Origin of the sequence: Dactylosporangium sp. NPDC005572 (assembly GCF_040605515.1) — a bacterium.
GTDB lineage: Bacteria > Actinomycetota > Actinomycetes > Mycobacteriales > Micromonosporaceae > Dactylosporangium.
The window spans coordinates 1-22,988 of sequence record NZ_JBEXCY010000151.1 but is presented as its reverse complement, the minus strand read 5'-3'; the positions used below and the strand labels follow the sequence as shown (position 1 = coordinate 22,988).

General features: G+C 73.9%; 23 protein-coding genes and 10 tRNA genes. 29 read left to right on the top strand and 4 right to left on the bottom strand.

The features are described from left to right. Window positions 1–257 precede the first annotated feature (257 nt). Complete coding sequence (locus ABZS66_RS44125; protein WP_354768713.1) at window positions 258–1,925, top strand: ABC transporter ATP-binding protein; 1,668 nt, start codon at window positions 258–260, stop codon at window positions 1,923–1,925. After that, complete coding sequence (locus ABZS66_RS44120) at window positions 1,922–3,655, top strand: ABC transporter ATP-binding protein (RefSeq protein WP_354768711.1); 1,734 nt, start codon at window positions 1,922–1,924, stop codon at window positions 3,653–3,655. Before ABZS66_RS44125 ends, ABZS66_RS44120 begins: the two co-directional genes overlap by 4 nt. A gap of 51 nt (window positions 3,656–3,706) precedes the next feature. Here the strand turns inward: ABZS66_RS44120 and ABZS66_RS44115 are convergent, their stop codons facing one another. Continuing rightward, on the bottom strand, window positions 3,707–4,753 hold the full coding sequence (locus ABZS66_RS44115) for a PQQ-dependent sugar dehydrogenase (protein WP_354768709.1): 1,047 nt from the start codon (window positions 4,751–4,753) through the stop codon (window positions 3,707–3,709). 644 nt (window positions 4,754–5,397) lie between these two features. Here ABZS66_RS44115 and ABZS66_RS44110 point away from each other — a divergent pair. The 11 genes from ABZS66_RS44110 (at window position 5,398) to ABZS66_RS44060 (ending at window position 7,326) form a co-directional block, all read left to right on the top strand. Then, window positions 5,398–5,469, top strand: a tRNA-OTHER gene (locus ABZS66_RS44110). Between the two features lie 10 nt (window positions 5,470–5,479). Beyond that, window positions 5,480–5,553 (top strand) — tRNA-Phe (locus ABZS66_RS44105). Between the two features lie 15 nt (window positions 5,554–5,568). Continuing rightward, window positions 5,569–5,640 (top strand) — tRNA-Gln (locus ABZS66_RS44100). 7 nt (window positions 5,641–5,647) lie between these two features. Continuing rightward, window positions 5,648–5,722: transfer RNA gene (locus tag ABZS66_RS44095), tRNA-Thr, on the top strand. A 17-nt stretch (window positions 5,723–5,739) separates the two neighbouring features. Further along, window positions 5,740–5,811: transfer RNA gene (locus tag ABZS66_RS44090), tRNA-Thr, on the top strand. Between the two features lie 78 nt (window positions 5,812–5,889). Further along, window positions 5,890–5,962, top strand: a tRNA-Leu gene (locus tag ABZS66_RS44085). Window positions 5,963–5,973: 11 nt separating this feature from the next. Beyond that, window positions 5,974–6,046, top strand: a tRNA-Arg gene (locus ABZS66_RS44080). A gap of 6 nt (window positions 6,047–6,052) precedes the next feature. Further along, window positions 6,053–6,127: transfer RNA gene (locus ABZS66_RS44075), tRNA-Pro, on the top strand. 5 nt (window positions 6,128–6,132) lie between these two features. Beyond that, window positions 6,133–6,208: transfer RNA gene (locus tag ABZS66_RS44070), tRNA-Pro, on the top strand. Window positions 6,209–6,222: 14 nt separating this feature from the next. Next, a tRNA-Lys gene (locus ABZS66_RS44065) sits at window positions 6,223–6,294 on the top strand. 489 nt (window positions 6,295–6,783) lie between these two features. Then, the gene (locus tag ABZS66_RS44060) at window positions 6,784–7,326 is read left to right on the top strand and encodes a GNAT family protein (RefSeq protein ID WP_354768707.1); all 543 of its coding nucleotides are present in this window, start codon (window positions 6,784–6,786) and stop codon (window positions 7,324–7,326) included. Here ABZS66_RS44060 and ABZS66_RS44055 read toward each other — a convergent pair. Next, window positions 7,323–7,517, bottom strand: a complete 195-nt coding sequence (locus ABZS66_RS44055) for a hypothetical protein (protein WP_238011785.1) — start codon at window positions 7,515–7,517, stop codon at window positions 7,323–7,325. The two genes, ABZS66_RS44060 and ABZS66_RS44055, sit on opposite strands and share 4 nt — an antisense overlap. A gap of 199 nt (window positions 7,518–7,716) precedes the next feature. On the opposite strand from ABZS66_RS44055, the gene ABZS66_RS44050 reads away from it, so the two are divergent. Further along, a complete protein-coding gene (locus tag ABZS66_RS44050; RefSeq protein WP_354768705.1) occupies window positions 7,717–8,700 on the top strand; it encodes a hypothetical protein in 984 nt (327 codons plus the stop codon). A 32-nt stretch (window positions 8,701–8,732) separates the two neighbouring features. Continuing rightward, a complete protein-coding gene (locus ABZS66_RS44045) occupies window positions 8,733–9,611 on the top strand; it encodes a dienelactone hydrolase family protein (RefSeq protein ID WP_354768703.1) in 879 nt (292 codons plus the stop codon). Here the strand turns inward: ABZS66_RS44045 and ABZS66_RS44040 are convergent. Next, window positions 9,592–10,158, bottom strand: coding sequence for a helix-turn-helix domain-containing protein (locus tag ABZS66_RS44040; RefSeq protein ID WP_354768701.1), 567 nt, complete (start codon window positions 10,156–10,158; stop codon window positions 9,592–9,594). The two genes, ABZS66_RS44045 and ABZS66_RS44040, sit on opposite strands and share 20 nt — an antisense overlap. A gap of 82 nt (window positions 10,159–10,240) precedes the next feature. On the opposite strand from ABZS66_RS44040, the gene ABZS66_RS44035 reads away from it, so the two are divergent. The 3 genes from ABZS66_RS44035 to ABZS66_RS44025 all read left to right on the top strand — a co-directional run bounded on the left by ABZS66_RS44035 (window position 10,241) and on the right by ABZS66_RS44025 (window position 13,391). Continuing rightward, the gene (locus tag ABZS66_RS44035; RefSeq protein ID WP_354768699.1) at window positions 10,241–11,866 is read left to right on the top strand and encodes an FAD-dependent oxidoreductase; all 1,626 of its coding nucleotides are present in this window, start codon (window positions 10,241–10,243) and stop codon (window positions 11,864–11,866) included. A gap of 89 nt (window positions 11,867–11,955) precedes the next feature. Further along, window positions 11,956–12,636 carry a GntR family transcriptional regulator gene (locus tag ABZS66_RS44030; protein WP_354768697.1) on the top strand — a complete coding sequence of 227 codons (681 nt, stop codon included), beginning with the start codon at window positions 11,956–11,958 and terminating at the stop codon, window positions 12,634–12,636. Then, a complete protein-coding gene (locus tag ABZS66_RS44025; protein WP_354768695.1) occupies window positions 12,633–13,391 on the top strand; it encodes a DUF1932 domain-containing protein in 759 nt (252 codons plus the stop codon). The genes ABZS66_RS44030 and ABZS66_RS44025 overlap by 4 nt, the downstream gene beginning before the upstream one ends. Before the next feature lies 1 nt (window position 13,392). On the opposite strand, the gene ABZS66_RS44020 is transcribed toward ABZS66_RS44025, so the two are convergent. Continuing rightward, window positions 13,393–13,881, bottom strand: a complete 489-nt coding sequence (locus ABZS66_RS44020) for a flavin reductase family protein (RefSeq protein ID WP_354768693.1) — start codon at window positions 13,879–13,881, stop codon at window positions 13,393–13,395. 83 nt (window positions 13,882–13,964) lie between these two features. Here ABZS66_RS44020 and ABZS66_RS44015 point away from each other — a divergent pair, with 83 nt between their 5' ends. From ABZS66_RS44015 to ABZS66_RS43965, 11 genes are all read left to right on the top strand, one after another. Next, window positions 13,965–14,549 carry a DUF998 domain-containing protein gene (locus tag ABZS66_RS44015; protein ID WP_354768691.1) on the top strand — a complete coding sequence of 195 codons (585 nt, stop codon included), beginning with the start codon at window positions 13,965–13,967 and terminating at the stop codon, window positions 14,547–14,549. Next, window positions 14,546–14,947: a GNAT family N-acetyltransferase gene (locus ABZS66_RS44010; RefSeq protein ID WP_354768689.1), complete on the top strand. Its 402-nt coding sequence runs from the start codon at window positions 14,546–14,548 to the stop codon at window positions 14,945–14,947. Before ABZS66_RS44015 ends, ABZS66_RS44010 begins: the two co-directional genes overlap by 4 nt. 2 nt (window positions 14,948–14,949) lie before the next feature. Then, window positions 14,950–15,570, top strand: a complete 621-nt coding sequence (locus ABZS66_RS44005) for a TetR/AcrR family transcriptional regulator (protein ID WP_354768687.1) — start codon at window positions 14,950–14,952, stop codon at window positions 15,568–15,570. A 50-nt stretch (window positions 15,571–15,620) separates the two neighbouring features. Continuing rightward, on the top strand, window positions 15,621–17,360 hold the full coding sequence (locus tag ABZS66_RS44000) for an ABC transporter ATP-binding protein (protein ID WP_354768685.1): 1,740 nt from the start codon (window positions 15,621–15,623) through the stop codon (window positions 17,358–17,360). After that, entirely contained in the window at window positions 17,357–19,090 is a 1,734-nt protein-coding gene (locus ABZS66_RS43995; protein WP_354768683.1) for an ABC transporter ATP-binding protein, read from the top strand. Before ABZS66_RS44000 ends, ABZS66_RS43995 begins: the two co-directional genes overlap by 4 nt. A gap of 74 nt (window positions 19,091–19,164) precedes the next feature. After that, a complete protein-coding gene (locus ABZS66_RS43990) occupies window positions 19,165–19,998 on the top strand; it encodes a siderophore-interacting protein (protein ID WP_354768682.1) in 834 nt (277 codons plus the stop codon). 102 nt (window positions 19,999–20,100) lie between these two features. Further along, window positions 20,101–20,556 (top strand): YbaB/EbfC family nucleoid-associated protein, encoded by a 456-nt coding sequence (locus ABZS66_RS43985; RefSeq protein WP_354768680.1) that lies wholly within the window; start codon window positions 20,101–20,103, stop codon window positions 20,554–20,556. A gap of 4 nt (window positions 20,557–20,560) precedes the next feature. Continuing rightward, a complete protein-coding gene (locus tag ABZS66_RS43980) occupies window positions 20,561–20,872 on the top strand; it encodes a type VII secretion target (protein ID WP_354768678.1) in 312 nt (103 codons plus the stop codon). Next, entirely contained in the window at window positions 20,869–21,570 is a 702-nt protein-coding gene (locus tag ABZS66_RS43975; protein WP_354768676.1) for a hypothetical protein, read from the top strand. The genes ABZS66_RS43980 and ABZS66_RS43975 overlap by 4 nt, the downstream gene beginning before the upstream one ends. A gap of 4 nt (window positions 21,571–21,574) precedes the next feature. After that, window positions 21,575–22,231: a hypothetical protein gene (locus ABZS66_RS43970; RefSeq protein WP_354768674.1), complete on the top strand. Its 657-nt coding sequence runs from the start codon at window positions 21,575–21,577 to the stop codon at window positions 22,229–22,231. A gap of 14 nt (window positions 22,232–22,245) precedes the next feature. Beyond that, entirely contained in the window at window positions 22,246–22,689 is a 444-nt protein-coding gene (locus ABZS66_RS43965; protein ID WP_354768672.1) for a hypothetical protein, read from the top strand. Window positions 22,690–22,988: the final 299 nt, after the last annotated feature.

Below are 22,988 nucleotides of genomic sequence, written 5' to 3'. Positions count from 1 at the left end.
GGCGCGGGCTGTGGTGGGCGGCGCGGGCTGTGGTGGGCGGCGCGGGCTGTGGTGGGCGGCGCGGGCTGTGGTGGAGTGCCTGCGTCCGTGGCGGGCGAGGCGCGGCGGGCGTGGCGTTGATCGCTGTCCCGGGCGCCCTCTCCCGTAGACGGAGGAGGTTAGGTTAGTCTTCCCTCACTTTGGGCCGGGGTGAGCGCAGCCGGGCCGAGCGCGGCGCGTGGGCTTGTGCCGGCTGACAGGGCGAGGAGGACGTCGCGATGCCGACCGGGCCGGGGATTCTGCGGACCGCGCTCCGGCGGAACCGGCGGCGGCTCGGGGCCGGGACGCTGCTCATCTGCGCGCATCAGCTCTGTGAGGCCGCCGTCCCCATCCTCATCGGGGTCGGGATCGACCGGGCCGTCGCGCCCGGGGACTCCGTCGCGCTCGTGGTGTGGGTCGCGGCGCTCGGGCTGCTGTTCACCCTGCTCACCATGGCGTACCGCTTCGGGGCCCGGCAGCTCATGCAGGCCATCGCCGACGAGGCGTACGTGCTCCGGGACGAGCTCGCGGCCAAGATCCTGGACCCGCGCGGGATCCGGACCGAGCTGCGGGCCGGGGAGCTGCTGACCGTCGCCTCGACCGATGCCGACAACGTCTCGTACCTGCTCGACTACGTGCCGCGGATCGCCGGGGCCCTCACCGCCACCGTCGTGAGCGGGGTCGTGCTCGTCGCCGTCGACTGGCGGCTCGGGGTCGCCGTGCTCGTCGGGACGCCCGTCGTGCTGGCCGGCCTGCAGTTCGCGGCCCCGCGGATCGCGCGGCGGGTCGAGGCGCAGCAGGAGCTGGCCGGGCGGGCCGCGGCGCTCGCGACCGACCTGGTCACCGGGATCCGGCCGCTCAAGGGTGTCGGGGCCGAGCGCGCCGCGGCCCGGCGGTACCGGAGCGTCAGCCAGGCGTCCCTGCACGCGTCGCTGCGGGCCGCGCGGACCCAGGGGACCTACCTCGCCGCGTCCACCGCCGCCAGCGGGCTGCTCGCCTGCGGGGTCGCGGTCCTCGCCGGGTGGTTCGCGCTGACCGGGCGGATCACCGTCGGGGAGCTCATCGCGGTGATCGGGCTCGCCCAGTTCCTGATGGAGCCGCTCGGGCTGCTCGCCATCATCCCGAGCTGGGTGGCCGAGGCCCGCGGGTCGGCCGAGCGGGTCGCGCTGGTGCTCGGCGCCGAGCCGGTGCTGCCGGCGGGAGCGACGCGGACCGGCAGGCCGCTGAACCTGGAGATCGACGCGCTGCGGCACGGGTCGCTCGACGGGCTCGACCTCACGATCAAGCACGGGGAGTTCGTGGGCGTCGCCGTGTACCGGCCAGGGGACGCCGACGCGCTCATGCAGGTGCTCGCCGGACGGGCGGCGCCGGGCGAGTACGACGGCCAGGTGCGCCTCGGCGGCGTCCCGCTGCACGACCTCGACCTGGCCCACGCGCGCACGACGCTGCTCGTGGAGCCGCACAACACCGACCTGTTCGCTGGTACCGTCGCGGGGAACCTCGACCCGGGGAGCGTCGCGGACGACGACGCGCTGGACGCGGCGGTCCGGGCGGCCGCGGCCGACGAGGTGGTCGCCGCGCACCACGCCGTCGACGAGCGCGGGGTGGGGCTGTCGGGCGGGCAGCGGCAGCGGCTCGCCCTGGCGCGGGCGCTGCTGGCCCGGCCGCCGGTGCTGGTGCTGCACGACCCGACGACGGCGGTGGACGCGGTCACCGAGCAGTCGATCGCCCGTGGGGTGCGGGCGCTGCGCAGCGGGCTGACGACGCTGGTCGTGACGAGCAGCCCGGCGCTGCTCGCCGTCGCCGACCGGGTCGTGGTCGTCGACGCGGGGCAGGCGACCGCGGAGGGTACACACGAGACGCTCGGCGCGGCCGACGCCACCTACCGGGCGGCGGTGCTGCGATGACGCTTCCTGTCGCGACCGGGCGTGAGGCCTGGCGCTGGCTGCGCCGTGAGCTGGGGCGGCGCCGTCTCGAGGCCGGCCTGACCGTCGGGGTCGGCCTGGTGGGCGCGGCCGCGTCGGTCGTGCCGGTGAGCGCCCTCGGGGAGCTCGTCGACCGGGTCCGCGACGGCGCGCCGGCCGGGACGATCGCCGGGATCGGGGTGGTGATCGGCGTCGCCGCGCTGGTGGCGGGTGCGACGACGGGTCTCGCGGCGTACCTCGTCGCGCGGGCCGGCGGCCGGATCCTGGCCGAGCTGCGCGAGGCGACCGTCGAGCGGGCGCTGCGGTTGCCGGCGGCGACGCTGGACCGCGCGGGCCGCGGCGACCTGTTGTCGCGGGTCGGTCCGGACGTCGCGGCGGTCGGCCGGGTCGTGTCCGAGATCCTGCCGACGATGATTTCATCGGTACTGCTGGCAGTGCTGAGCTTGGCCGCGATGACCGGCATCGACTGGCGCCTGGGGCTTGCCGGCGCGGTGGCCCTGCCGATGTACGCGGTCGGCCTGCGCTGGTACCTGCCCCGCTCCGCCCCGGTGTACGCGGCCGAGCGGGAGGCGATCGCGGACCGCTCGCGCCTGCTGGTGGAGAGCATGCTCGGCCGGCCGACCGTGCACGCGTACCGCCTGGAGGAGCGCCACCTGCGCGGCATCGACGCCGCGTCGGCCCGCGCCCGGGATCTCGCCGTGGGCGTGTTCCGGCTGTTCACGCGGCTCGTCGGCCGGGTCAACCGGGCCGAGTTCGTGGGCGTGGCCTCGATCGTGGTCGTGGGCTGGTTCCTGGTGCGCGCCGGCCACGTCACGGTGGGCCAGACGGCGGCGGCCGCGGTGCTGTTCCACCGGCTGTTCAACCCGATCGGCGGGCTGCTGTTCAGCTTCGCCGAGATCCAGGCGGGCGGCGCGGCCCTGGCGCGGCTCGTGGGCGTGGTGACGATCCCGCAGGAGACCGGTGAGAGCACCGCCGCCCGGCCCGATGCGCCGGACCTGCTCCTCGACGGCGTGCGGTTCGGGTACGACGACGGCGACGACGTGCTGCACGGCGTGACGGTCCGGGTCGAGCCGGGCACCCGCGTAGCGCTCGTCGGGTCGACCGGCGCCGGCAAGACGACCCTGGCCGCGCTGGCCGCCGGCCTGCTGCGGCCGCGGGCGGGCACGGTGAGCGTCGGCGGTGTGGCCCGCGACCCCGACGGCCTGCGGGCCTGCACGGCGATCGTCACCCAGGAGACGCACGTGTTCGCCGGGCCGCTGGTCGAGGACCTGCGGCTGGCCCGGCCGGCGGCGACCGACGCGGAGGCGGAGGCCGCCCTGGCGACGGTCGGTGCGCTCGACTGGGCGCGGGCGCTGCCGGAGGGCCTGGCGACGGTGGTGGGGGAGGGCGGCCACGCGTTGACGGCCGCGCAGGCCCAGCAGCTCGCCCTGGCCCGGGTGGTGCTGTCCGACCCGCCGATCGCGATCCTCGACGAGGCGACCGCCGAGGCCGGCAGCCTGGGCGCCCGGGACCTGGAGCGCTCCGCGCTGGCCGCGACGGAGGGCCGCACGACGCTCGTCGTCGCGCACCGGCTGACCCAGGCCGCGGCGGCGGACCGGATCGTGGTGCTCGACTTCGGCAAGGTGGTGGAGGAGGGCAACCATGCCGAGCTCGTCGCCGCGGGCGGCGCCTACGCCCGCCTGTGGCAGGCCTGGCAGGCCCGCACGGCCTGACCGCCGGAGGGGGCAGCTTGCCGCCTGGGTGTCGCGCTGCCCTGATGGGCCTTAGGCGGATGGCTGGAGCCGGAGGATGCGGTCGTCGTCGTTCTCCGGCTGGCCCCGGCCGTCGCGGTTGGACGTCAGCACCCACAGCGAGCCGTCGGGAGCCGCCGCGACGTGCCGGATCCGTCCGTACCGGCCGGCCAGCAGCACCTGCGGGTCGCCGCCGTCGAGGCCCAGGCGGTACACCTTCTGGCCACGCAGGCACGCCATGTAGGCCCGACCGCCCGCGATGGCCAGGCCGCTCGGCGACGCGTCGTCGGTGGTGAACGTGGCGACCGGGTCGGCGTACCGGCTGTCGCCGCCCTTGCCCTCGACCTCGGGCCAGCCGTAGTTGCGGCCCGCCTCGATCCGGTTGAGCTCGTCGTAACGGTTCTGGCCGAACTCCGACGCGAACAGCCGCCCGTCGGCGTCCCACGCCAGGCCCTGCACGTTGCGGTGGCCGAGCGTCCACACCGGACTGTCGCCGAACGGGTTGCCCGGCGCCGGCCGCCCCTCCGGCGTGACCCGCAGGATCTTGCCGCCGAGGTTGGCCCGGTCCTGCGAGCGGTCCGACTGGGCGGCGTCGCCCGTCCCGACGTACAGCATCCCGTCGGGCCCGAACGCGATCCGCCCGCCGTTGTGGTTGCCGGCCTTCGGGATGCCGGTGAGAATCGGCTGCGGCTGCTCACCGAGCCGCATCCGGGCGACCCGGTTGTCGTCCTCGGCGGTGTAGTAGACGTACACCCAGTCGTCGCGCACCGCGATCCCGAGCAGCCCGCCCTCGCCGCGCGGCCGGGCCTCGGCGATCTTCTGCACCTCGGTCACCGTCCCGTCCGCCGTGACCTTGAGGATGCGCGCATTGTCGCGCTCGGTGACGAGCGCCGAACCGTCGGCCAGGAACGCGAGGCCCCACGGCGCGTCGAGGTGCCGCGCGACCACGTCGACGTCGGCCGCGACGGTCGGCGCGTCCTCGACGGTCGGGTCGGCGAACCACCCTCGCCACCAGGCAACCGCCCCGACCCCGACGAGCACGACCACCACGACCCCGCTGACGATCCACCACCGTCGCATGCCCCCAAGCATGGCACGCGTCAGCGGTGAAGTCCTCCGGCCGGCCGTCCTGCCACGTCGTGACCGCGAGCCCGCTCGGGAACGGGGTGTCCGGCAGCGGCGTCGCGAGGTCCCGGCGCATGACGTCCTCGGCGAACACCTGCCGGAGCCCGCGCCGCTCGAACAGTCGCGCGGTGGCCTCGGCGAGCGACTGGTGGCACGAAATAGCGTTGCCGGCGTTGGGTCTGGCGCGTACCTTGGTTGATGTACAGCGATAGCCCAGCATTCGAAGGAGCAGACCGATGACGACGTGGACCGCCACCCAACCCCGGCGACTGCCGGCGTTCGGTGCCGCGCTGCCCACGGCCGCCGCGGCACTCCGACCGAAGCATGCCGCCCTGGGACGGCGTCGAGGGTAAGCGTCACACGCTTCCTTCGACCGCCCGCTCCCGGCCAGGGACCCGGGCGGTTCTTCTTTTTCAGCACCGTCCTCCTCACGGGGAGGGCGATGCGTCGCGCCATCGTTCGTTGACAAGTCCACAGTGGATGCAGCGTTCTATCGGGAACGACCGGCTCGGTGACCGGACCTGGCCTGGGACCAGGAAGTGCGGGGTTCGACTCCCCGGTTCCCGACTGTGTTGCCCGCGCCGGCGGCGCGGGACCATGGGGTTGTAGCTCAGTTGGTAGAGCATCGGCTCGGCAGACCGAAGGCCGGGGTTCAATTCCCCGCGACTCCACGATTCCCTTGCCCCGCAAGCTCAGAAGGCAGAAGCACCGGCGTGAAGCACCGGAGGTTGCCCGTTCGATCCGGGCGCGGGGCACGGTTGTGCCGGGATTGGGAGCTCGGCTAACGGCAGGCCACCGGACCTTGGTTCCGGCTCGTGGAGGTTCGAATCCTCCGCTCCCAGCAGTGTTGCCGATGTAGCTCAGTCAGGTCAGAGCGTCCGCCCGGTACGCGGAAGGTCCCGAGTTCGAATCTCGGTCTCGGCTCGTAGTCAGGAAACCACGCCGGTGCAGCACGACAGGTGGTGCACGCGACTCGTAATCGCGAGGAGGGAGTTCGAGCCTCCCCGCCGGCTCTGTGGGCGACGCGCAGGTGCGCAGTGCTGTCTTGCAAACAGCGCCCGCTCGGTTCGATACCGAGGTTGTCCATCCAAGCCCGTCTGGCCCAACGGAAGAGGCGCCGCGCTCAGATCGCGGAGGTTCAGGGTTCGAATCCCTGGTCGGGTACGCAGTACGACGCCCCTGTAGCTCAACGGATGAGCAGCAGTTTACGAAACTGTGGGTATGCGAGTTCGACTCTCGCCAGGGGTACGCATCCGGGACGTGGCGCAGCTTGGTCAGCGCACCGGTCTGGGGGACCGGGGGTCGCGGGTTCAACTCCCGCCGTCCCGACTTCACGGGTTGTAGCGCAGCTTGGTTCAGCGCGCCGTCTTCGGGAGGCGGAGGCCGCCGGTTCGAATCCGGCCAGCCCGACGAGCAACATCCATGCGCCGCTAGCTGAGAGGGTTTAGCACCGGTCTCTTAAACCGGGGACGCCAGTTCGAGCCTGGCGCGGCGCACGATCGCGAAGCATTGTTGCACCGGCGGCCGGTCCGGCCGCTGCGCCACCGGGTCCGCGCTCATGATCCCGAAGAGTTCTGGTCGCCCACGGTGCCAGAACTCTTCGCGATCGCTGCGGTCGGTGGTCACAGGTCTTCGCGATCACGCGCGATGCCGGTGGAGCCGGCCGTGGTGTTCATGGTGTACGGGTTGTGCACGCCAGAATGTGACTCTGGAGGTCCGGGTTCGACTCTCGGTGATCACCCTTTGCAACGCTGTCATCCACTGTGGACGGAAGCGCCGAACGGAGTGCGGATCCTTGCTGGGCCGCGCCCGTGAGGACGTCGGCCGGCGCGGTCAGCGACGGGGGCTGGTAGCCGTAGGCCGCTGGGAAGTACGGGGCCGCCCACCGACGCCACCACCGGCCGGCCCGTGACCGGCAGGGCCGCCGGAAGCGCGTGGAAGCACCCTCCGTCCATCGACGGACGCTGGCAACGTAGGTTGGCGGGATGTTCAGCGTTCCGCTCGCCGACGGGGCCGCCGAGCTGCGGCCCCTGGAGCCGTGGCAGGCCGGGGAGTTCCTGGCGCACATGGACCGGGCCCGCGAGGTCGTCGACCCGTGGATCCCGTGGGCCGGTCGGAGCACCGACCTGGAGACGACCCGGCAGACCCTCCAGCGCTACGCCGACCTCCAGGCGCGCGACGCGGGCCGGCTGTTCGGGATCTGGCTCGACGGGAAGCTGGTCGGCGGCACGATGTTCGTCTCGTTCGACGCCGAGGGCGGCGTGGCCGAGGTCGGGGTGTGGCTGGAGCCGGCCGGGCAGGGCCGCGGCCTGGTGACCGCCGCGGTCCGGGTGCTGATCGACTGGGCCTTCCGGGTCCGCGGCCTGCACCGGGTCGAGTGGCACTGCCGCTCCGACAACACGGCCAGCTCGAACGTGGCCCGCCGGCTCGGCATGCGCCTCGACGGTGTTCTGCGGGAGTCGTACCTGTACAAGGGCGTCCGGCACGACACGCAGATCTGGTCGATCCTGGCGACCGACCAGCCCTAGCTCTGTGACGGCCAGCCGGAGGCGTTGAGCCGGCGCAGCCGTTCGACCTTCTCGGTGATGTCGGCGGTGATCTCCTCCGGGTCACGCCCCTCGTCGAGGGCCGCCTGCCGGGCGCCCCGCAACGCGTCGTGGAGCAGGTTGACGACCTGGTCGTCCGCGGAGGGCTCGGCGGGCGGCTCGGGTAACGGCATGGTTGGACCTCCGGCGCGTCTGTGGTACAGCCCAATACTGACGGACCGTCGCCCGGAGGACCACCGCACCGGCCGGTCGGGTGGCCGACGCTGGCCGGGTGGCGGCGAGAACGGCCCCGTTGTGCCGTGCCGTCCGGTTCTGGTTCCATCCAAGATGGCGTACGCGCAGTCCGCATGCCGTTACGGAAAGGGGACCGTGATGCCGCCGCGCGGTGACGAGGCAGCGATCGTCGAGGTCCGGGAGCTCAGCCGGCACGGCCGGCTCAGCGGCACGATCGCCGAGCACACGGGCGCACAGCGGCGGCGGCTCATCGGCGCCGTCTACACGATCGCGATGCCGGTCGTGTTCAACCGGGTGACCCGGCGGATGGAGCTGCGCCGGGGTCATCACGCCTGCGCGACCTCGGTACGGCACCTCACCGACGACTGCATGGACCGCTTCGAGGACGACATGGAGGCGGTCGTCCTCGACGTCGAGCGGCGCGCCACGCTGCCGATCCGCGACCTGGAGGCGTGGATCGCGAGCCGGGTCGGCCAGGCCACCGTCGACGGGTACCGGCGCCGGCGCGGGGCGGTCGGCGCCCTGCAGCGGCCCCGGCTGCCGCGCTGGCTCGGCGAGGAGCTGGCCGGTGACCGCTGGCTGTGCGAGCTGGCGCTGAAGATCCTGTCCTGGGCGGGCAGTCCGGCGACGGCCGGCACCGAGCTGTGGCCGACGGAGGCCTGGCGGGTCGCGCGGGCCGAGTTCCGCGACGACCGGGACGGCGGCGGTATCCGCGGTGACATCGCGGCCGTGGTGGCGGCGATGCGCACGCGTCCGGAGTGGTTCGAGGCGTACGTCGAGGGGCCGCTCGGGTACAAGCAGACGCCGGTCGCGTGGCTGCTGGAGGACGACCGGGGCCACCCGGCGGAGCACGCGGCGTTCACGTTCGTCGATCGCGACGAGCAGGACGACGCGCAGCTGCGTGTGCTGGCCCACCAGGCGTTCGAGGCGATCCGGCTGCGGATCGGCCGCGGCGAGGGCGCTCACGCCGTCGTCGTGGACGTGATCGGCACGATTTTCGGGGGTACCGCGGCCGGCCCGGCCGACGACCGGTCGCTCGCGGCGATGCGGGACGACCCGGTCGAACGGAACCGGATCGTGGCGGCGGTCCTCGGGCTGCTGGACGAACCCGGGGCGTTCTGAACCGAAATGCCCGCTGCGGGTTACGTTGAGGTATGGCCGACATCAGCGGGTACCTGACGTCCGAGGTCGTCGTCGACTACGCCGACGGGCTCATCGACCGCCGCGAGGCGCTGCGCCGGCTCGCCCTGCTCGGCGTCGGGGCGGCGGTGGCGGTCCCGATGCTGGCGGCGTGCGAGTCGAACGGCGAACCGCCGGCCCCGGCGCCGTCGGGGAGTGACGTTCCCGCGGGTCTGCCCACGGAGGCGATCACCTTCACCGGGCCGCGCGGGACGCTCCAGGGTGCCTGGGCCGCGGCCGCCGACCCGAAGGGCTCGGTCCTGGTCATCCACGAGAACCGCGGCCTCACCGACCACATCCGCTCGGTCGCCGGCCGCCTCGCCGCCAGCGGCTTCTCGGCCCTCGCGATCGACCTGCTCTCCGAGGAGGGCGGCACGGCGAGGTTCACCGACCCGGCGCAGGCCACGGCGGCGCTGAACGCGGCGGCGCCCGGCAGGTTCGTCGCCGACCTCAGGGCCGCCGTCGGCGAGCTGCTGCGCAGGGTGCCGGGCAGGCAGCCGGCGGCGATGGGCTTCTGCTTCGGCGGCGGCATGACCTGGCAGCTCCTCGCGGCCGGCGAGCCGCGCCTGGGTGCGGCCGCGCCGTTCTACGGCCCGTTCCCCGACGGCGGCGACCTGGCCGGCTCGAAGGGCGCCGCGGTCCTCGGGGTCTACGCCGGGAAGGACGCGCGGGTCAACGCCAGCCGCGACGCCGCCACGAAAGCGCTGGAGAAGGCCGGCCTGACGCACGAGATCGTCACGTACCCGGACGCCGACCACGCGTTCTTCAACGACACCGGCGCGCGCTACGCCCCGCAGGCCGCCGCGCAGGCCTACGAGCAGCTGATCGGCTGGTTCACGACCCACCTGCGGTAGCGGGGCGGGCTCGCCGGGCCCCGCCGAGCAGCCGGTTGGCCGCATCGAGCAGCTGCTCGCGCAGCGTGTCGTCGTCGAGGTCGTCGAGGGCCGCGTCGATGCCGGCGACGATGAGCCCGCCGCTGATCATCGAGGCGGCGACGCTCGTCGCGGTGTCCGGGTCGGGCCCGGTGATCAGCTCGCGGATCCGCAGCATCGAGACCATCGCCGGGTGGTCGGTGACGATCTGCTGGACCATCGGGTCGAAGCGCATGACGGCGGCCACCCGGCGGTGCTGCACGACCAGGTCGACGACGCCGCGGAGTGCGGTGTCGCGCCGGGCCGCCGGGGTGCGCCGGGCCTGGGCGGCGTCGGCGATGTTCGCGAGCGCGTCGAGGGCCGGGCCGATGACCGCGAGGACGATCTCCTCCTTGGTCGGGAACTGGTGATAGACGGCCGCCTTCGTCACGCCCAGCCGGTCGGCGATCATCTGCAGCGACGTCCCGCTGACCCCGAACTCGGCGAACAGGTCGAGGGCGGCGGTGAGAAGCCGTTCCCGTGCGCTCATGCGTCCATCCTGCCCTTGCCTCTAGGTAGCCGATCGGCTAGCTTACCTGCCTAGCCGATCGGCTAGGCGCAGGAGGTGTGCGGTGGACGAACGCTGGGACCGCGAGGTCGACGTGCTGGTGGTCGGCACCGGTGCGGCCGGGATGACCGCGGCGATCACCGCCGCCGACGCCGGCCGGACCGTGCTGCTGGTCGAGAGTACGGACAAATGGGGCGGCACGACGGCGCTGAGCGGCGGCGGCCTGTGGATGCCGACCAACCCGCTCATGGCGAAGCTGGGCCTCGACGACTCGGTCGACAAGGCCCTCACCTACATGCAGGCCGCGATCGGCGAGGCCGGCCCGGCCAGCTCGCCCGAGCGCCGGCGCGCCTTCGTCGAGACGGTCCCCGAGGTGTACCGCCTCCTGGAGCGCCTCGGCCTGCGCTGGACGGCGGCGAAGGACTACCCCGACTACTACCCGGACCGGCCCGGCGGCATGACCGGCCGGGGCATCGAGGCCGAGCCGTTCGACACCCGCAAGCTCGGCGACCGCTTCGCCACATTCCGCGGCCGGGAGAGCATCCCGGCGCCGCTGAAGACCGACGACGTGTGGCTGCTGTCGCGGGCCTGGTCGACCCCGTCGGGCTTCGTGCGCGGCGCCCGCTTCGTGTTCCGCACCCTCGGCGGGCTGGTCACCGGCAAGCGGCTGTTCGGCATCGGCGGCGCGCTCACCGCGAACCTGATGGCGATCCTCATCCGCCAGCGGGTCGAGCTGCTCCTGGAGACCCCGCTGCGCTCACTGGTCCTCGACGACGCGGGGGCGGTCACCGGCGCGGTCGTCGGTGACCTGCGGGTGCGGGCGACCGGCGGCGTGATCCTGGCCGCCGGTGGGTTCGCCCGCAACACCGAGTGGCGCCAGAAGTACCACGGAATCCCCGGCTACACGTCGGCCGCCGCCGGTGACCTCGGCGAGGTGATCGGTATCGCGGAGGCCGCCGGCGCCCGGCTGGAGCTCATGGACGACGCCTGGTGGGGGCTGTCGGTGCCGACCGCCGACCACGGCGCCCAGTTCGTGCTCTCGGAGCGCTCGATGCCCTTCGGGATCATCGTCGACGGCGACGGCGACCGGTACCTCAACGAGTCCGCCAGCTACATCGACGTCGGCCACGCGATGCTGGAGCACGGCGCCGTTCCCAGCTGGCTCATCGTCGAGGCCCGGCACCGCCGCCGGTACCTGTTCAACGCGTTCCTGCAGGGCACCAAGCAGCTGCGCGCCGCCGGCATCGTCCACACCGCGAAGACGCTCGACGAGCTCGCCGGAGCGCTCGGCATCGACCCGACCCGCCTGCGCGCCACGGTGGCCCGGTTCAACGGCTTCGCCCGCCGCGGCGTGGACGAGGACTTCGGCCGCGGCCGGACCGTCTACGACAACTACTACGGCGACCCGCGCGTCAAGCCGAACCCGAACCTGGGCCCGCTGGAGAAGGGCCCGTTCACCGCGGTCCAGCTCGTCCCGGGCGACCTCGGCACGAAGGGCGGCCTGCTGACCGACGCCGACGCCCGGGTGCTGCGGGCCGACGGCACGGCCATCGCGGGCCTGTACGCCGCCGGCAACACCACCGCGTCGGTGATGGGCCGCACGTACCCGGGCCCGGGCTCGACGATCGCCCCGGCCGTGGTCTTCGGCTACCGCGCCGGCCGCGCGGCGAGCCGCACCACGCCCGCGTGACCGGGCTCCCCGGTCGGCCGGATTGTTGACAATCGTGTCAGAACACTGCGAGACTGGCCGCCGACCGCACCACCAGTCTCGGAGAACGCATGCCCGACCCGTCCGCTCCACCGCGCCGGCGCGCGTCCGGTGCCTCGGCCGCGGAGGCGCGTGAGCTGTTGCGCGCCGCGATCCTCGGCGGGGAGTACCTGCCCGGCGAGCGCCTCGTCGAGGCCCAGCTGTGCGAGCGCTTCGGGGTCAGCCGGTTCAACATCCGCACCGCCATCCAGGAGCTCGCCGCCGACGGCCTGGTCGAGGTGCAGCGCAACAAGGGCGCCCAGGTGCGCAAGGTGTCGCTCGACGAGGCCGTCGAGATCACCGAGGTCCGCATGGTCCTGGAGGGGCTCGTCGCCGCGAAGGCCGCGATCCTCGTGACCGACGAGCAGGCGAGCGAGCTCGACGAGATCGGCCTGCTGATGCGGCGCGCGGTGGCCGCCGGGGAGTTCCGGCGGTACAGCGACCTCAACCAACGCCTGCACGCGCTCATCCGGACGATCGCCGGCCACCGCACCGCGGACGGCATCATCGAGACGCTGCGCGGCCAGCTGGTCCGGCACCAGTTCATGCTGTCGCTGCACCCCGGCCGCCCGCTGGTGTCGCTGCCCCAGCACGAGCGCATCATCGAGGCCATCCGCGAGCGCGACCCGAAGGCCGCCGAGTCCGCAATGCGCGACCACATCGCGAGCGTCATCGAGGCGCTGCGCGGCATCGACACCCCGGGGCTGCGATGACGACGGTCGCCGTGCTCGGCCTGGGCGAGGCCGGCGGCCACATCGCCCGCGACCTGGTCGAGGCCGGCGCGGCGGTGCGCGGCTACGACCCGCGCGTCACCGCGTCCGGCGGGGTGTACGACGCCGCCGACGCGGCCGCGGCCTGCCGCGGCGCGAGCCTGGTGCTGAGCGTGAACAGTGCCGCCGACGCGCTCGACGCGCTGTCGCAGGGGCTGCCGGGCTGCGCGCCGGGCACGGTGTGGGCCGACCTGAACACCGCCGCCCCGGCCGTGAAGGAGGCGGTGCACGCCGCCGCCGGCGACCGGGCCGTGGTGGCCGACGTGGCGCTGATGGCCCCGGTCCCGCCGCGCGGCCTGTACACGGCGATGACCGCGAGCGGCCCCGGCGCCGAACCGTTCGCCACGGCGGTGCGCACGTTCGGCGCCACGGTCGACGTGCTGCCCGGGCCGGTCGGCGTGGCCGCGACCCGCAAGCTGCTGCGCAGCGTCTTCTACAAGGGCCTGGCCGCCGCGGTGGTCGAGGCCCTGGCCGCGGGCCGCGCCGCCGGCCTGGAGGAGTGGCTGGCCGGCAACATCGCCGAGGAGCTGGTCCGCGCCGACGCGGCGACCCTGGACCGCCTGGTGACCGGCTCCCGCGTCCACGCCGTCCGCCGCACCCACGAGATGGAGGCGGCGGCCGAGCTCCTCGACAGCCTCGGCGTCCCCGCGCGGGTCACCCGGGCCAGCCGCGACTGGCTCCGGGACCTGGCCGGCTGACTCAGCTCGTGGCGGTGAACCGCCGCTCGTGGTGGATCAGCGCCGGCCCCGGCGGGCCCGGCCGCACGTCGGTGACCTGGGCGACGACGAGCGTCGAGACGCCGACCGGCACCCGGTGCAGCGGCACGCAGCGCAGGGCCGCGGCGGCGTCGCCGAGCATCGGCTCCCCGGTCGGCAGCGTCACCCAGCCCTGATCGGCGGTGAACCGGGGCCCGCCGGCCCGCGCGAAGTCCGCGGCGAGGGCCGCGTGCCCGGCGCCGAGCAGGTTGACCACGAGGCTCGGCGCGGCCGCGATGAGCAGCGCCGAGGGCGAGTCCATGACCGAGAACGACAGCGCGGGCGGCGCGACCGACACGGACGCCACGCTCGACGCGGTCAGCCCGACCGGCCCGTCCGGGCCGCCGGCGGTGATGATCGCCACGCCGGTGGGGTAGGCCCGGAACGCGCCCCGGAAGAGCTCGGCGAGCTCGGCCCCGGCAATGATCGTCACGCCCACGAGCGTAGAACCTGAACCAATGTTGAGGTCAAGTCCGGCGTTGACATGTGACCAAATGGTCACCTATTTTCGAACACATGAAACATCGACCGTTGCTGCTCGCCGGGGCCGTCGCCGGCCCGCTGTTCCTCGTCGTCGTGCTGATCCAGGCGTACAGTCGCGACGGCTTCGACCCCGCCCGGCACCCGCTCAGCTCGCTGGTCCTCGGCGACCACGGCTGGGTCCAGGTCGCCAACTTCCTCGTCTGCGGGCTGCTCGGCCTGGCCGGCGCCGTGGGCCTCCGCCGCGGCGGCGCCGGCACGTGGGGGTCGGTCCTCGTCGGGGCCGGGGGTGCCGGCCTGCTGGTCGCCGGGTTCTTCCCGGCCGACCCGATCAACGGCTACCCGGCCGGCGCCGCCGACACCGTCACGTGGCACGGCACCGTCCACTCGCTGGGGCCGGCGGTCGCCGGGCTCGCGGGCCTGGCCGCGTTCGCCGTGTTCGCCCGCGGCTTCGCTCGCCGGGGTGAGCGCGGCTGGCTCGCCTGGACCGTCGCGGCGCCGGTCGCGGTGATCGCCGCCGACGCGGCCGCCTTCGCCGCCGCCGACTTCCGCCTCCTGCTGCTCGCCCAGGCGATCGCGACGGCCTGGACGACCACGCTGTACGGCAAACTGCTCCGATGACCCTGACCTACGATTGGCGCGGCGACTTCGGTGACCCCGAGGTCGCCGCGCTGCATGCCCGGTCGTTCGGCGGAGCGGGCCGCGGCGACTGGCGCACCCGGCTCGACCGGCACGCCCTCGGCTGGGTCTGCGCCCGCGAGGACGGCGAGCTGACCGGCTTCGTCGTCGTGGCCTGGGACGGCGGCGCCCACGCGTTCGTCCTCGACACGATGGTCGCCCCGGAGGCCCGCCGCCGCGGGATCGGCGCCCGGCTGGTCGAGCGGGCCGCCGAGGAGGCCCGGGCGGCCGGCTGCGACTGGCTGCACGTCGACTTCGAGCCCCACCTGCGCGACTTCTACCTGCACGCGGGCGGCTTCAGGCCGACCGACGCGGGCCTGAAGCGCCTCAAGGACCAGTGACCATGCCCCCGGAAACGCCGCTGTCCCGGGAGGTCATCGTCGCCGCCGGCCGCCGCCTGGCCGAGGAGGGCGGCGCCGCCGCGCTGTCCATGCGCCGCGTCGCGACCGAGGTCGGCTGCTCTCCGATGGCCCTGTACCGCCACGTCGCCGACAAGCGCGAACTGCTCATCCTGGTCCTGGAGGACGTCGCCCGGGGGCTGCGCCCCGACCCACCGGAGGGGGCGCCGCAGGAGCAGCTCGAGGCCCTCTTCGTCATGCTCCACGACTACCTCGCCGGGTACCCGTGGGTCGTCGAGGTGCTGCGCCAGGGCGAGCTGTTCGCCCCGAGCGCCCTGCGGTTCGTCGAGGCCGCCCTCGCGGTCCTGGAGCGGGCCGGGTGCACCGGCGACGACGCCCTGCTCGCGTACTCCGCGCTGTGGAACTACACCGTCGGCACCCTCGTCTGGCGCCGCCCGGAGGGCCCGGAGGCGCACGCCGCCCGCACCGCGATCAGCGCGCTCGCGCCGCTGGCGGAGCTGCCACGGGTCCGCCGGCTGTGGCCCCTCCTGCCCGGCCTCGACCGTGGCCAGGTGTTCCGCGCCGGCCTCCGAGCGCTCGTGAGCGGCCTCTTGACTTCCGCCTGAAGTTAGGTAAGCCTTCCCTTCGTATACACCGTACGCAGGGAGGCACGGGCATGTCCGAACTCGGTGCGCTGCTGGCCCCGGTCCGCGGCCGGCTCACCGCGGCGATCGCGCTGCAGACCGTCTCCGCGGTCGCGAGCCTGGTGCCCTTCGTCGCCGTCGCGGAGCTCGGCCGCACGCTGCTCGGCGCCGGCCCGCCCGACGACCGTCGCGTGTGGACGATCGCCGGGATCGCCGCCGGCGGCCTGCTCGTGCGGTTCCTGGCGATGGCGGCGGCCGGCGGCCTGACCCACTTCGCCGACGCCGACCTGCAGCTCGACCTGCGCCGCCGGCTCGCCCGCCACCTCGGCACCGTGCCGCTCGGCTGGTTCGGCAACCGGTCCTCCGGCGAGCTGAAGAAGGCCATGCAGGACGACGTCGCCGCGCTGCACCACCTGGTCGGCCACGCGCTCACCGACCTCGCCGCCGCGGTCGTCACACCCGTCGTCGCCCTCGCCTACCTGCTGTGGGTCGACTGGCGGCTGGCCCTGCTCGTCCTCGCGACGGTCCCGCTGTTCCTGGTCGTGTACGCGGTGATGATGCGGGGCTACCCGGAGAAGATGGCGGCCTATACCCAGGCATTGGCGCGCATCAACACCGCGGTCGTCGAGTTCGTGCAGGGCATCGCGGTCGTGAAGACGTTCGGGCAGGCGCGCCGGGCCCATCGCCGGTTCCTGGCGGCGACCGACGACTTCGCCGACTTCTTCGGCGCCTGGGCGGGTTCGCTGGTACGGGCGGAGGCCGTCGCGAGCGCCCTGGTGTCACCGGCGGTGATGCTGCTGGTGGTCACCGGCGGCGGGGCCTGGTTCGTGGCCGAGGGCTGGCTGGCGCCGGTCGACGTGCTGCCGTTCGTGCTCGTCGGGCTGGGGCTGACCGCTCCCGTGCTCAGCCTGGGGTACGGCGCGAACAACCTGCGCCACGCGCGGGAGGCGGCGGGCCGGATCAGCGGCCTGCTCGCCGTGCCCGCCCTGCCGGGGCCGGTCGCCGCGCGCGAGCCGGACGGCAACCGCATCGTGCTGGAGGGCGTCGGGTTCAGCTACGACGGCCGCACCGACGTGCTCACCGGCGTCGACGCCGTGCTCGAGCCCGGTACCGTCACCGCGCTCGTCGGCGCGTCCGGGTCGGGCAAGTCGACGCTCGCCGCGCTGCTGCCGCGGTTCCACGACGTGACCGCCGGCCGGATCACGCTCGGCGGCGTCGACCTGCGCGAGCTGGCGCCGCACGCCCTCTACGACCGCATCGGCTTCGTCCTGCAGGACGTGCGCCTGCTGCGGGCGAGCGTCCGCGACAACATCGCGCTCGCCCGGCCGGACGCCACCGACGACGAGGTGGTCGCCGCCGCCCGCGCCGCGCAGATCCACGAGCGGATCCTCGCGCTGCCCGACGGCTACGCCACGGTGCTCGGCGAGGAGGGCGGGCTGTCCGGGGGCGAGGCGCAGCGGGTCTCGATCGCCCGGGCCATCCTCAAGGACGCCCCGATCCTGGTGCTCGACGAGGCGACCGCGTTCGCCGATCCCGAGTCGGAGAGCGCGATCCAGGACGCGCTGTCCGCGCTCGTCGCCGGCCGCACGCTCCTCGTCATCGCGCACCGACTGTCCACTGTGGCCAACGCCGGCCAGATCCTGGTCCTCGACGGCGGCCGGATCGTCGAGCGCGGCCGGCACGCCGACCTGGTCGCGGCCGGCGGCCACTACGCGAGCCTCTGGGCCGCACACACCGAGACCCGCTCCGGCTCCCTGGAGGCCGCTCGATGATCCGCCTGCTCGGGGCCGTGCTCGGCCCGGCGTACGCCCGCCCGCTGCGGCTGCACCTGGCCGCCCTCATCGTCTTCGCCGTGCTCCAGGGATGCGCGTTCGCGCTGCTGGTGCCGGTCCTGCGCGGGCTGCTGCGCGGCGACCCGCCCGGCGGCTGGCTCGCGGCGCTGGCCGGCACCGTCGCCGCGACCGCCGTGGCGTACTGGGTGCAGGCGCAGGCCGGCTACCGGGTCGGGATGGCGCTCTCCCGCGCGCTCCACCACCGCATCGGCGACCACGTCGCCGCGCTGCCGCTCGGCTGGTTCACCGCGGGCCGGGTCGGCCGCCTCGCCCGCCTGACCAGCCAGGGCGTCGTCGACATCATGGGCGTGCCCGCGCACCTGCTGCAGCCGCTGGTGACCGCGGTGGTGACACCGGCGACGGTGGTGCTCGCGATGGCCTGGTTCGACTGGCGCCTGGCCCTGGCCACCCTGGTCACCGTCCCTGCGCTGCTCATCGTGTACCGATGGAGCGCCCGCCTGGTCGAGGACAGCGACCACGCCGTGGACGCGGCGGCGACCGAGGCCGCGAACCGCGTCGTCGAGTACGCCCAGGCGCAGGCGGTGCTGCGCGCCCACGGCCAGGCGGCACGGGGGTTCGCGCAGCTCGACGGTGCGCTGCTCCAGCAGTACCACGCGATCCGCCGCCAGCTGTGGCGCCTGGTCCCCGGCCTCGCCGCGTTCGTGCTCACCGTCCAGTCTGCGGTCACCTTCCTGCTCGTGGCGGGCGCCGCCCTCTCCGTGGGCGCCGATATCGACGCGGCCGAGCTCATTGCCCTGCTCGTGCTGGTCATGCGCTTCGCCGAGCCGGTCGTCGCCGCCGCCGACCTCGGCGGCGCCGTCCGCATCGCCCGCAACAGCCTGCGCCGCGTCCAGGAGGTGCTGGCCACCCCGACCCTGCCGGAGCCGGCGCGACCGGCGCCGGCCCCGTCCGAGCCCTCGATCGAGCTGGACGGCGTCACCTTCGGTTATGACGATGCTCCGGTACTGCACGACGTCTCGCTGCGCGTCCCGCCCCGCTCGATGACGGCCCTGGTCGGCCGCTCGGGTTCCGGCAAGACCACGGTGATCCGCCTGGTGGCCCGCTTCTTCGACACCACGGCGGGCACGGTCCGCATCGGCGGCACCGACGTGCGCGACCTGGGCACGGAACGCCTGACCGCGCAGCTGTCGATCGTGTTCCAGGAGGTGTACCTCTTCGACGCGTCGATCCTGGAGAACATCCGCGCCGGCCGCCCGTCCGCGACCGACGAGGAGGTCCGGGCCGCGGCCGCGCTGGCCCGGGTCGACGAGATCGCCGCCCGCCTCCCGGACGGCTACGACACGGCGGTGGGAGAGGGCGGGGCCCGCCTGTCCGGCGGCGAACGTCAACGCATCTCGATCGCCCGCGCACTGCTGAAGGACGCCCCGATCGTCCTGCTGGACGAGGCGACGGCGGCCCTGGACCCGCACAACGAGCGGGCCGTGCAGCAGGCCCTGGCCGCCCTGACCGCGGACCGCACGCTGCTGGTCATTGCCCACCGCCTCCAGACGATCCGCGACGCCGACCAGATCGTGGTCCTGGAGGAGGGCCGGGTGGCCGAGTCGGGCACGCACACGACGCTCCTGGCCGCGGGGGGCCGCTACGCGGCGTTCTGGACCGAACGTTCCCGCGCGGCCGGCTGGCGCCTGGCGGAGACCAGCACCGGGTAGCCGCGCCACAGCCGTCCCGCTCTCGCTCTTTCCGTTCCCCCTTTCTGTTGTTCCCCTGCTGCAAGGAGCACCGTATGCCCACCGTTCCCGCGCCAATCGCCAGCCGGTTCGAACGCTGGCTCGGCCACCCGGCACTCGTGACAGCCGTCGACCAGCACTCGGCCGCGCTGCGCACGGTTACGTTCGCCGGGCCGGCGCTGCGCGGCCTGCGCGACGCGCCCGGCCAGGAGATCGAGTTCCGGGTCGGTCCTCGGGAACTGCGCCACTACACGGCGGCCCGGTACGACCCGGCCGCCGGCGAACTCGACGTCGTCTTCCACACCGCCGCCGACGGCCCCGGCGCGCGCTGGGCCGCCGCCCTCACAACGGGCGCCGAGACATCCGTGCTCGGCCCCGGCGGCGGCCTGCGCTGGCAACCCGGCCGCGACACCCTGCTCCTCGGCGACGCGACCGCCATCGGCCTGTTCCAGGCCTTCTCCGCCGCCTCCGCCGCCTCGCCCGCTGCCTCCGCCTCCACGCCCGCCTCCACATCGATCGCCGCCTCCAGCGCCTCCGCCGCCCCCTCGCCGACAGCCGCCTCCAGCGCCGCCGCCGGCTCGCCGGGCAGCGCGTCCGGCGCGGGCGGCGTCCGGGCGAGCCTCCGGGGCGCCGTCGAGGTCCCGGCCGCCGACCTGGCCGCGGCGCGTGCCCTGCTGCCGGGGCTGGAGATCGTCGAGGCCGGCGACGAGCCGGGCCGGGCCCTCGATGCGTGGCTGGCCGCCGCGTCGATCCCGTCTTCGACGCGCGTCTATCTCGCCGGGCACGCCCGGAGCATCCAACGTCAGCGCGCGACGTTGAAGGCGGCGGGAGTCTCACGATCTGACCTGCTCGCCAAGGCCCACTGGGCCGACGGCCGGGCCGGACTGTGACGGAACCCCCGAAATCGACGGTCTTCGTAGGTCACCCGGGGGTGAGGTGCTGCGGTACCGTACCCAGTCAGACCGGGCTGAGGCCGGCGGGACGGGGGAGTCGTGAGCGGAGGCTTGCTGGATCCGGACGGCGCGATGGAACAGGTCGCGGAGTGGCGCGGCCGCATCGACCGCATGGCCGCCGAGACCCAGGCGATGAGTGACCGGCTGCGGGACCTGCGGATGACCGCGGCCGACCCCAACGGGCTCTGCGAGGTGACCGTCGACGTCAGCGGGTCGCTGGTCGACCTGCGGCTCGGGCAGCGCATCCAGCGGGTCGCGCCCGACGTCGTCGCCCGCACGATCATGAGCACCATGCAGGAGGCCAAGGCGCGGCTGGCCGCGCGGTCCCGGGAGGTCATCGAGGAGACCATGCCCGGGTCGCCGACCGGGCGGGCCATCGCCGAGCGGGTCGAGGAGCGGCTGAGCGAGCCGGACCAGGGATCGGACCAGGGATCGGACCAGGAATCGGACCAGGAATCGGACCAGGCCCCGGGCCAGCCGCGGGACCGGTGGTGACGGCATGGCCGACGGTATGAAGGTCGACACGGCCGAGATCCGGTCGCACGCGAGCAAGATCGAGGACCTGGTCGCGCGGTTCCACGCGGTCAAGACCGCCAGCGCGCACATCCGGCAGGACGACCAGGCCTACGGCCTGCTGTGCGGGTGGATCTCCGCGATCCTGGAGAGCCGGCACGCGAAGCAGGACGAGCTGATCGCGTACGTGCAGGAGAACCTCATGCTCGTCCTGCAGGGCCTGGACACGACCGTCATCGCGTACGACGCGGTCGAGAGCGACAACGGCGACCTGATGAACAAGTACGGCCGGTCATGACCGACGCCTCCCTGATCGCCGGGGTCGAGTCCACCCGCCGGGCGTGGACCGGCTCGTCGATGGGCGAGAGTATCCAGGGCCTCGTCGACGCGATCCACAGCAAGGGCTGGGTCGACGACGTGCTGGCCGGCGCCGGCCTCGGGCTCGAGGTCGCCTCCACCGTGCTGGACCCGTTCAGCGCGCTGCTGGCCAACGGCCTCGGCTGGGCGATGGAGTACTTCGAGCCCCTGCGCGAAATGCTCGACCAGCTCACCGGCATGCCCGACGTGGTCCGCTCGCACGGCGCGACCTGGAACAACATGGCCGACGCGCTCTTCACGATGGGCGAGGACCTGCAGCGGGCGCTCGGCGCCGACATGCCGAGCTGGCACGGCGAGGCCGCCGACGCCTACCACGGCCTGATGCTCAACAACGTCGACGCGCTCAGCGGGCTCGGCGCCGTCTCGGTCGCCATGGCCGAGGCCACCTACGCGGCCGGCGAACTCGTCCAGTTCACCCGCGAGCTCGTCCGCGACCTCATCGCCGACCTGGTGGCCCGCGTGATCGTCTGGGCGATCGAGGCGATCTTCGTCGTCACCATCCCGGTCATCGCCGCGCAGATCGTCGCCGCCGTCCTCAAGTGGGCCGGGCGCATCCTGTCGTACATCTCCGCGCTGATCATGAGCCTCACCAACCTGACCAAGCTGCTGAACGGCTGAGGCGATGGGCAGACCACACGGTACGACCACCACGGGTGGCGGCGGCACGCACCCGCACGGCTCCGACGGCGACGGCGCCGACACCACCCACGGCGGTGACGGCGACTCACCCAGGCGGGTCCGGCCCGCCGACGCGCAGACCGTCTCGCAGGCGCAGGAGACCACCGGGCAGGCCGCCCAGGCCGGCCGGCCGCCGCTCGCGCTGCCGCCCGGCACCACCACCCGCACGCGGAGCCAGGTCCTCAACACGAGGGACGTGCGGGAGCGCTGGCAGCGTGGCGAGGAGTGGGTCCGCGAGCTGTGGGGTGGCGACCCGACGCAGCACTATCCGGTGGACGTGAACGACGACCCGGACTTCCCGGTCACCACGCCCGGCGGCCGCCACGTGGACGTCCCGGTCCACGTCAACGGGCAGACGATCGCGGTCGAGGTCAAGACCTACGGGCCGTACCGCATGGTCGAGGTCGACGGCCAGAGCGTCCCCGTCAAGGTGGAGGTGCCGCTCAGCGACAAGATCAAGGAGCAGATCAACAAGGACGTCGCCCTGCGCAACGCCGATCCGACCTATGATCCGCGTTGGGTGTTCGTGGGTGCTCCGCCGTCCCCCGAGCTCCTGAGATACCTGGATAGCGCTGGTATTATCGCCAATATTCACGGCTGAGTGATGGGATGTTCATGAGCGAGAACGCGGCCCAGGCCCGCGAGGATCTGCCGGTCTGGGCGAGCGAGTCTCATCAGAACTTCGAGGCCCTGGTGCGCGGGCTGGGCGCGCCGGCCCCGGCGGTCGCCGCCGACCCGTTCGTCCTGGTGCCCTATCTGCAGCGGTACGTGTCGGGATTGAACCTGAGCCAGTTCCAGCAGGACGACTGGGTCACGCTGCACACGGACCTCGGCGCGTTCGTCGCCGAGTACATGATCGTGAAGCACGGCGCCCGCTGGGCGATCCGCGACGCGCCCCGCTCGCCGCGCGGCTTCCGCTACGTGATCGAGACCGCCACCGGTTTCGCCGACCCGTTCGCGGTGGTGGCGACCGAGTTCCGCTCGCCCCCCATCGAGATCACCCGCATGATCGCCAGCGCCGAGCTCACCACGGGCGTCATCCGCCAGCACGAGGAGTAGCTCCGGTCGGCGTGAGGCGACCCGGCGCCATGCGTGCCGTCGACGGCAGGTCCGGGCGCGTGGGCCTGGCGGCGGGGCCGGCCGCGGTCACCCGCCGCTGCGTGGAATGACCGCGACCGCGCGGTTGCCCGTCGCTGCGGGGAGTGGCCGAGGCCGCGCCGCGACCGCGCGGTTGCCCGTCGCTGCCGGGAATGGCCGAGGCCGCGCGGTCACCCGCCGCTCTGAGGAATGGCCGCGACCGCGCGCCGGCCGCGCTGCCGTGCCCGGCCGTCGTGCCCGGCCGCCAGGTCCAGCTCGGC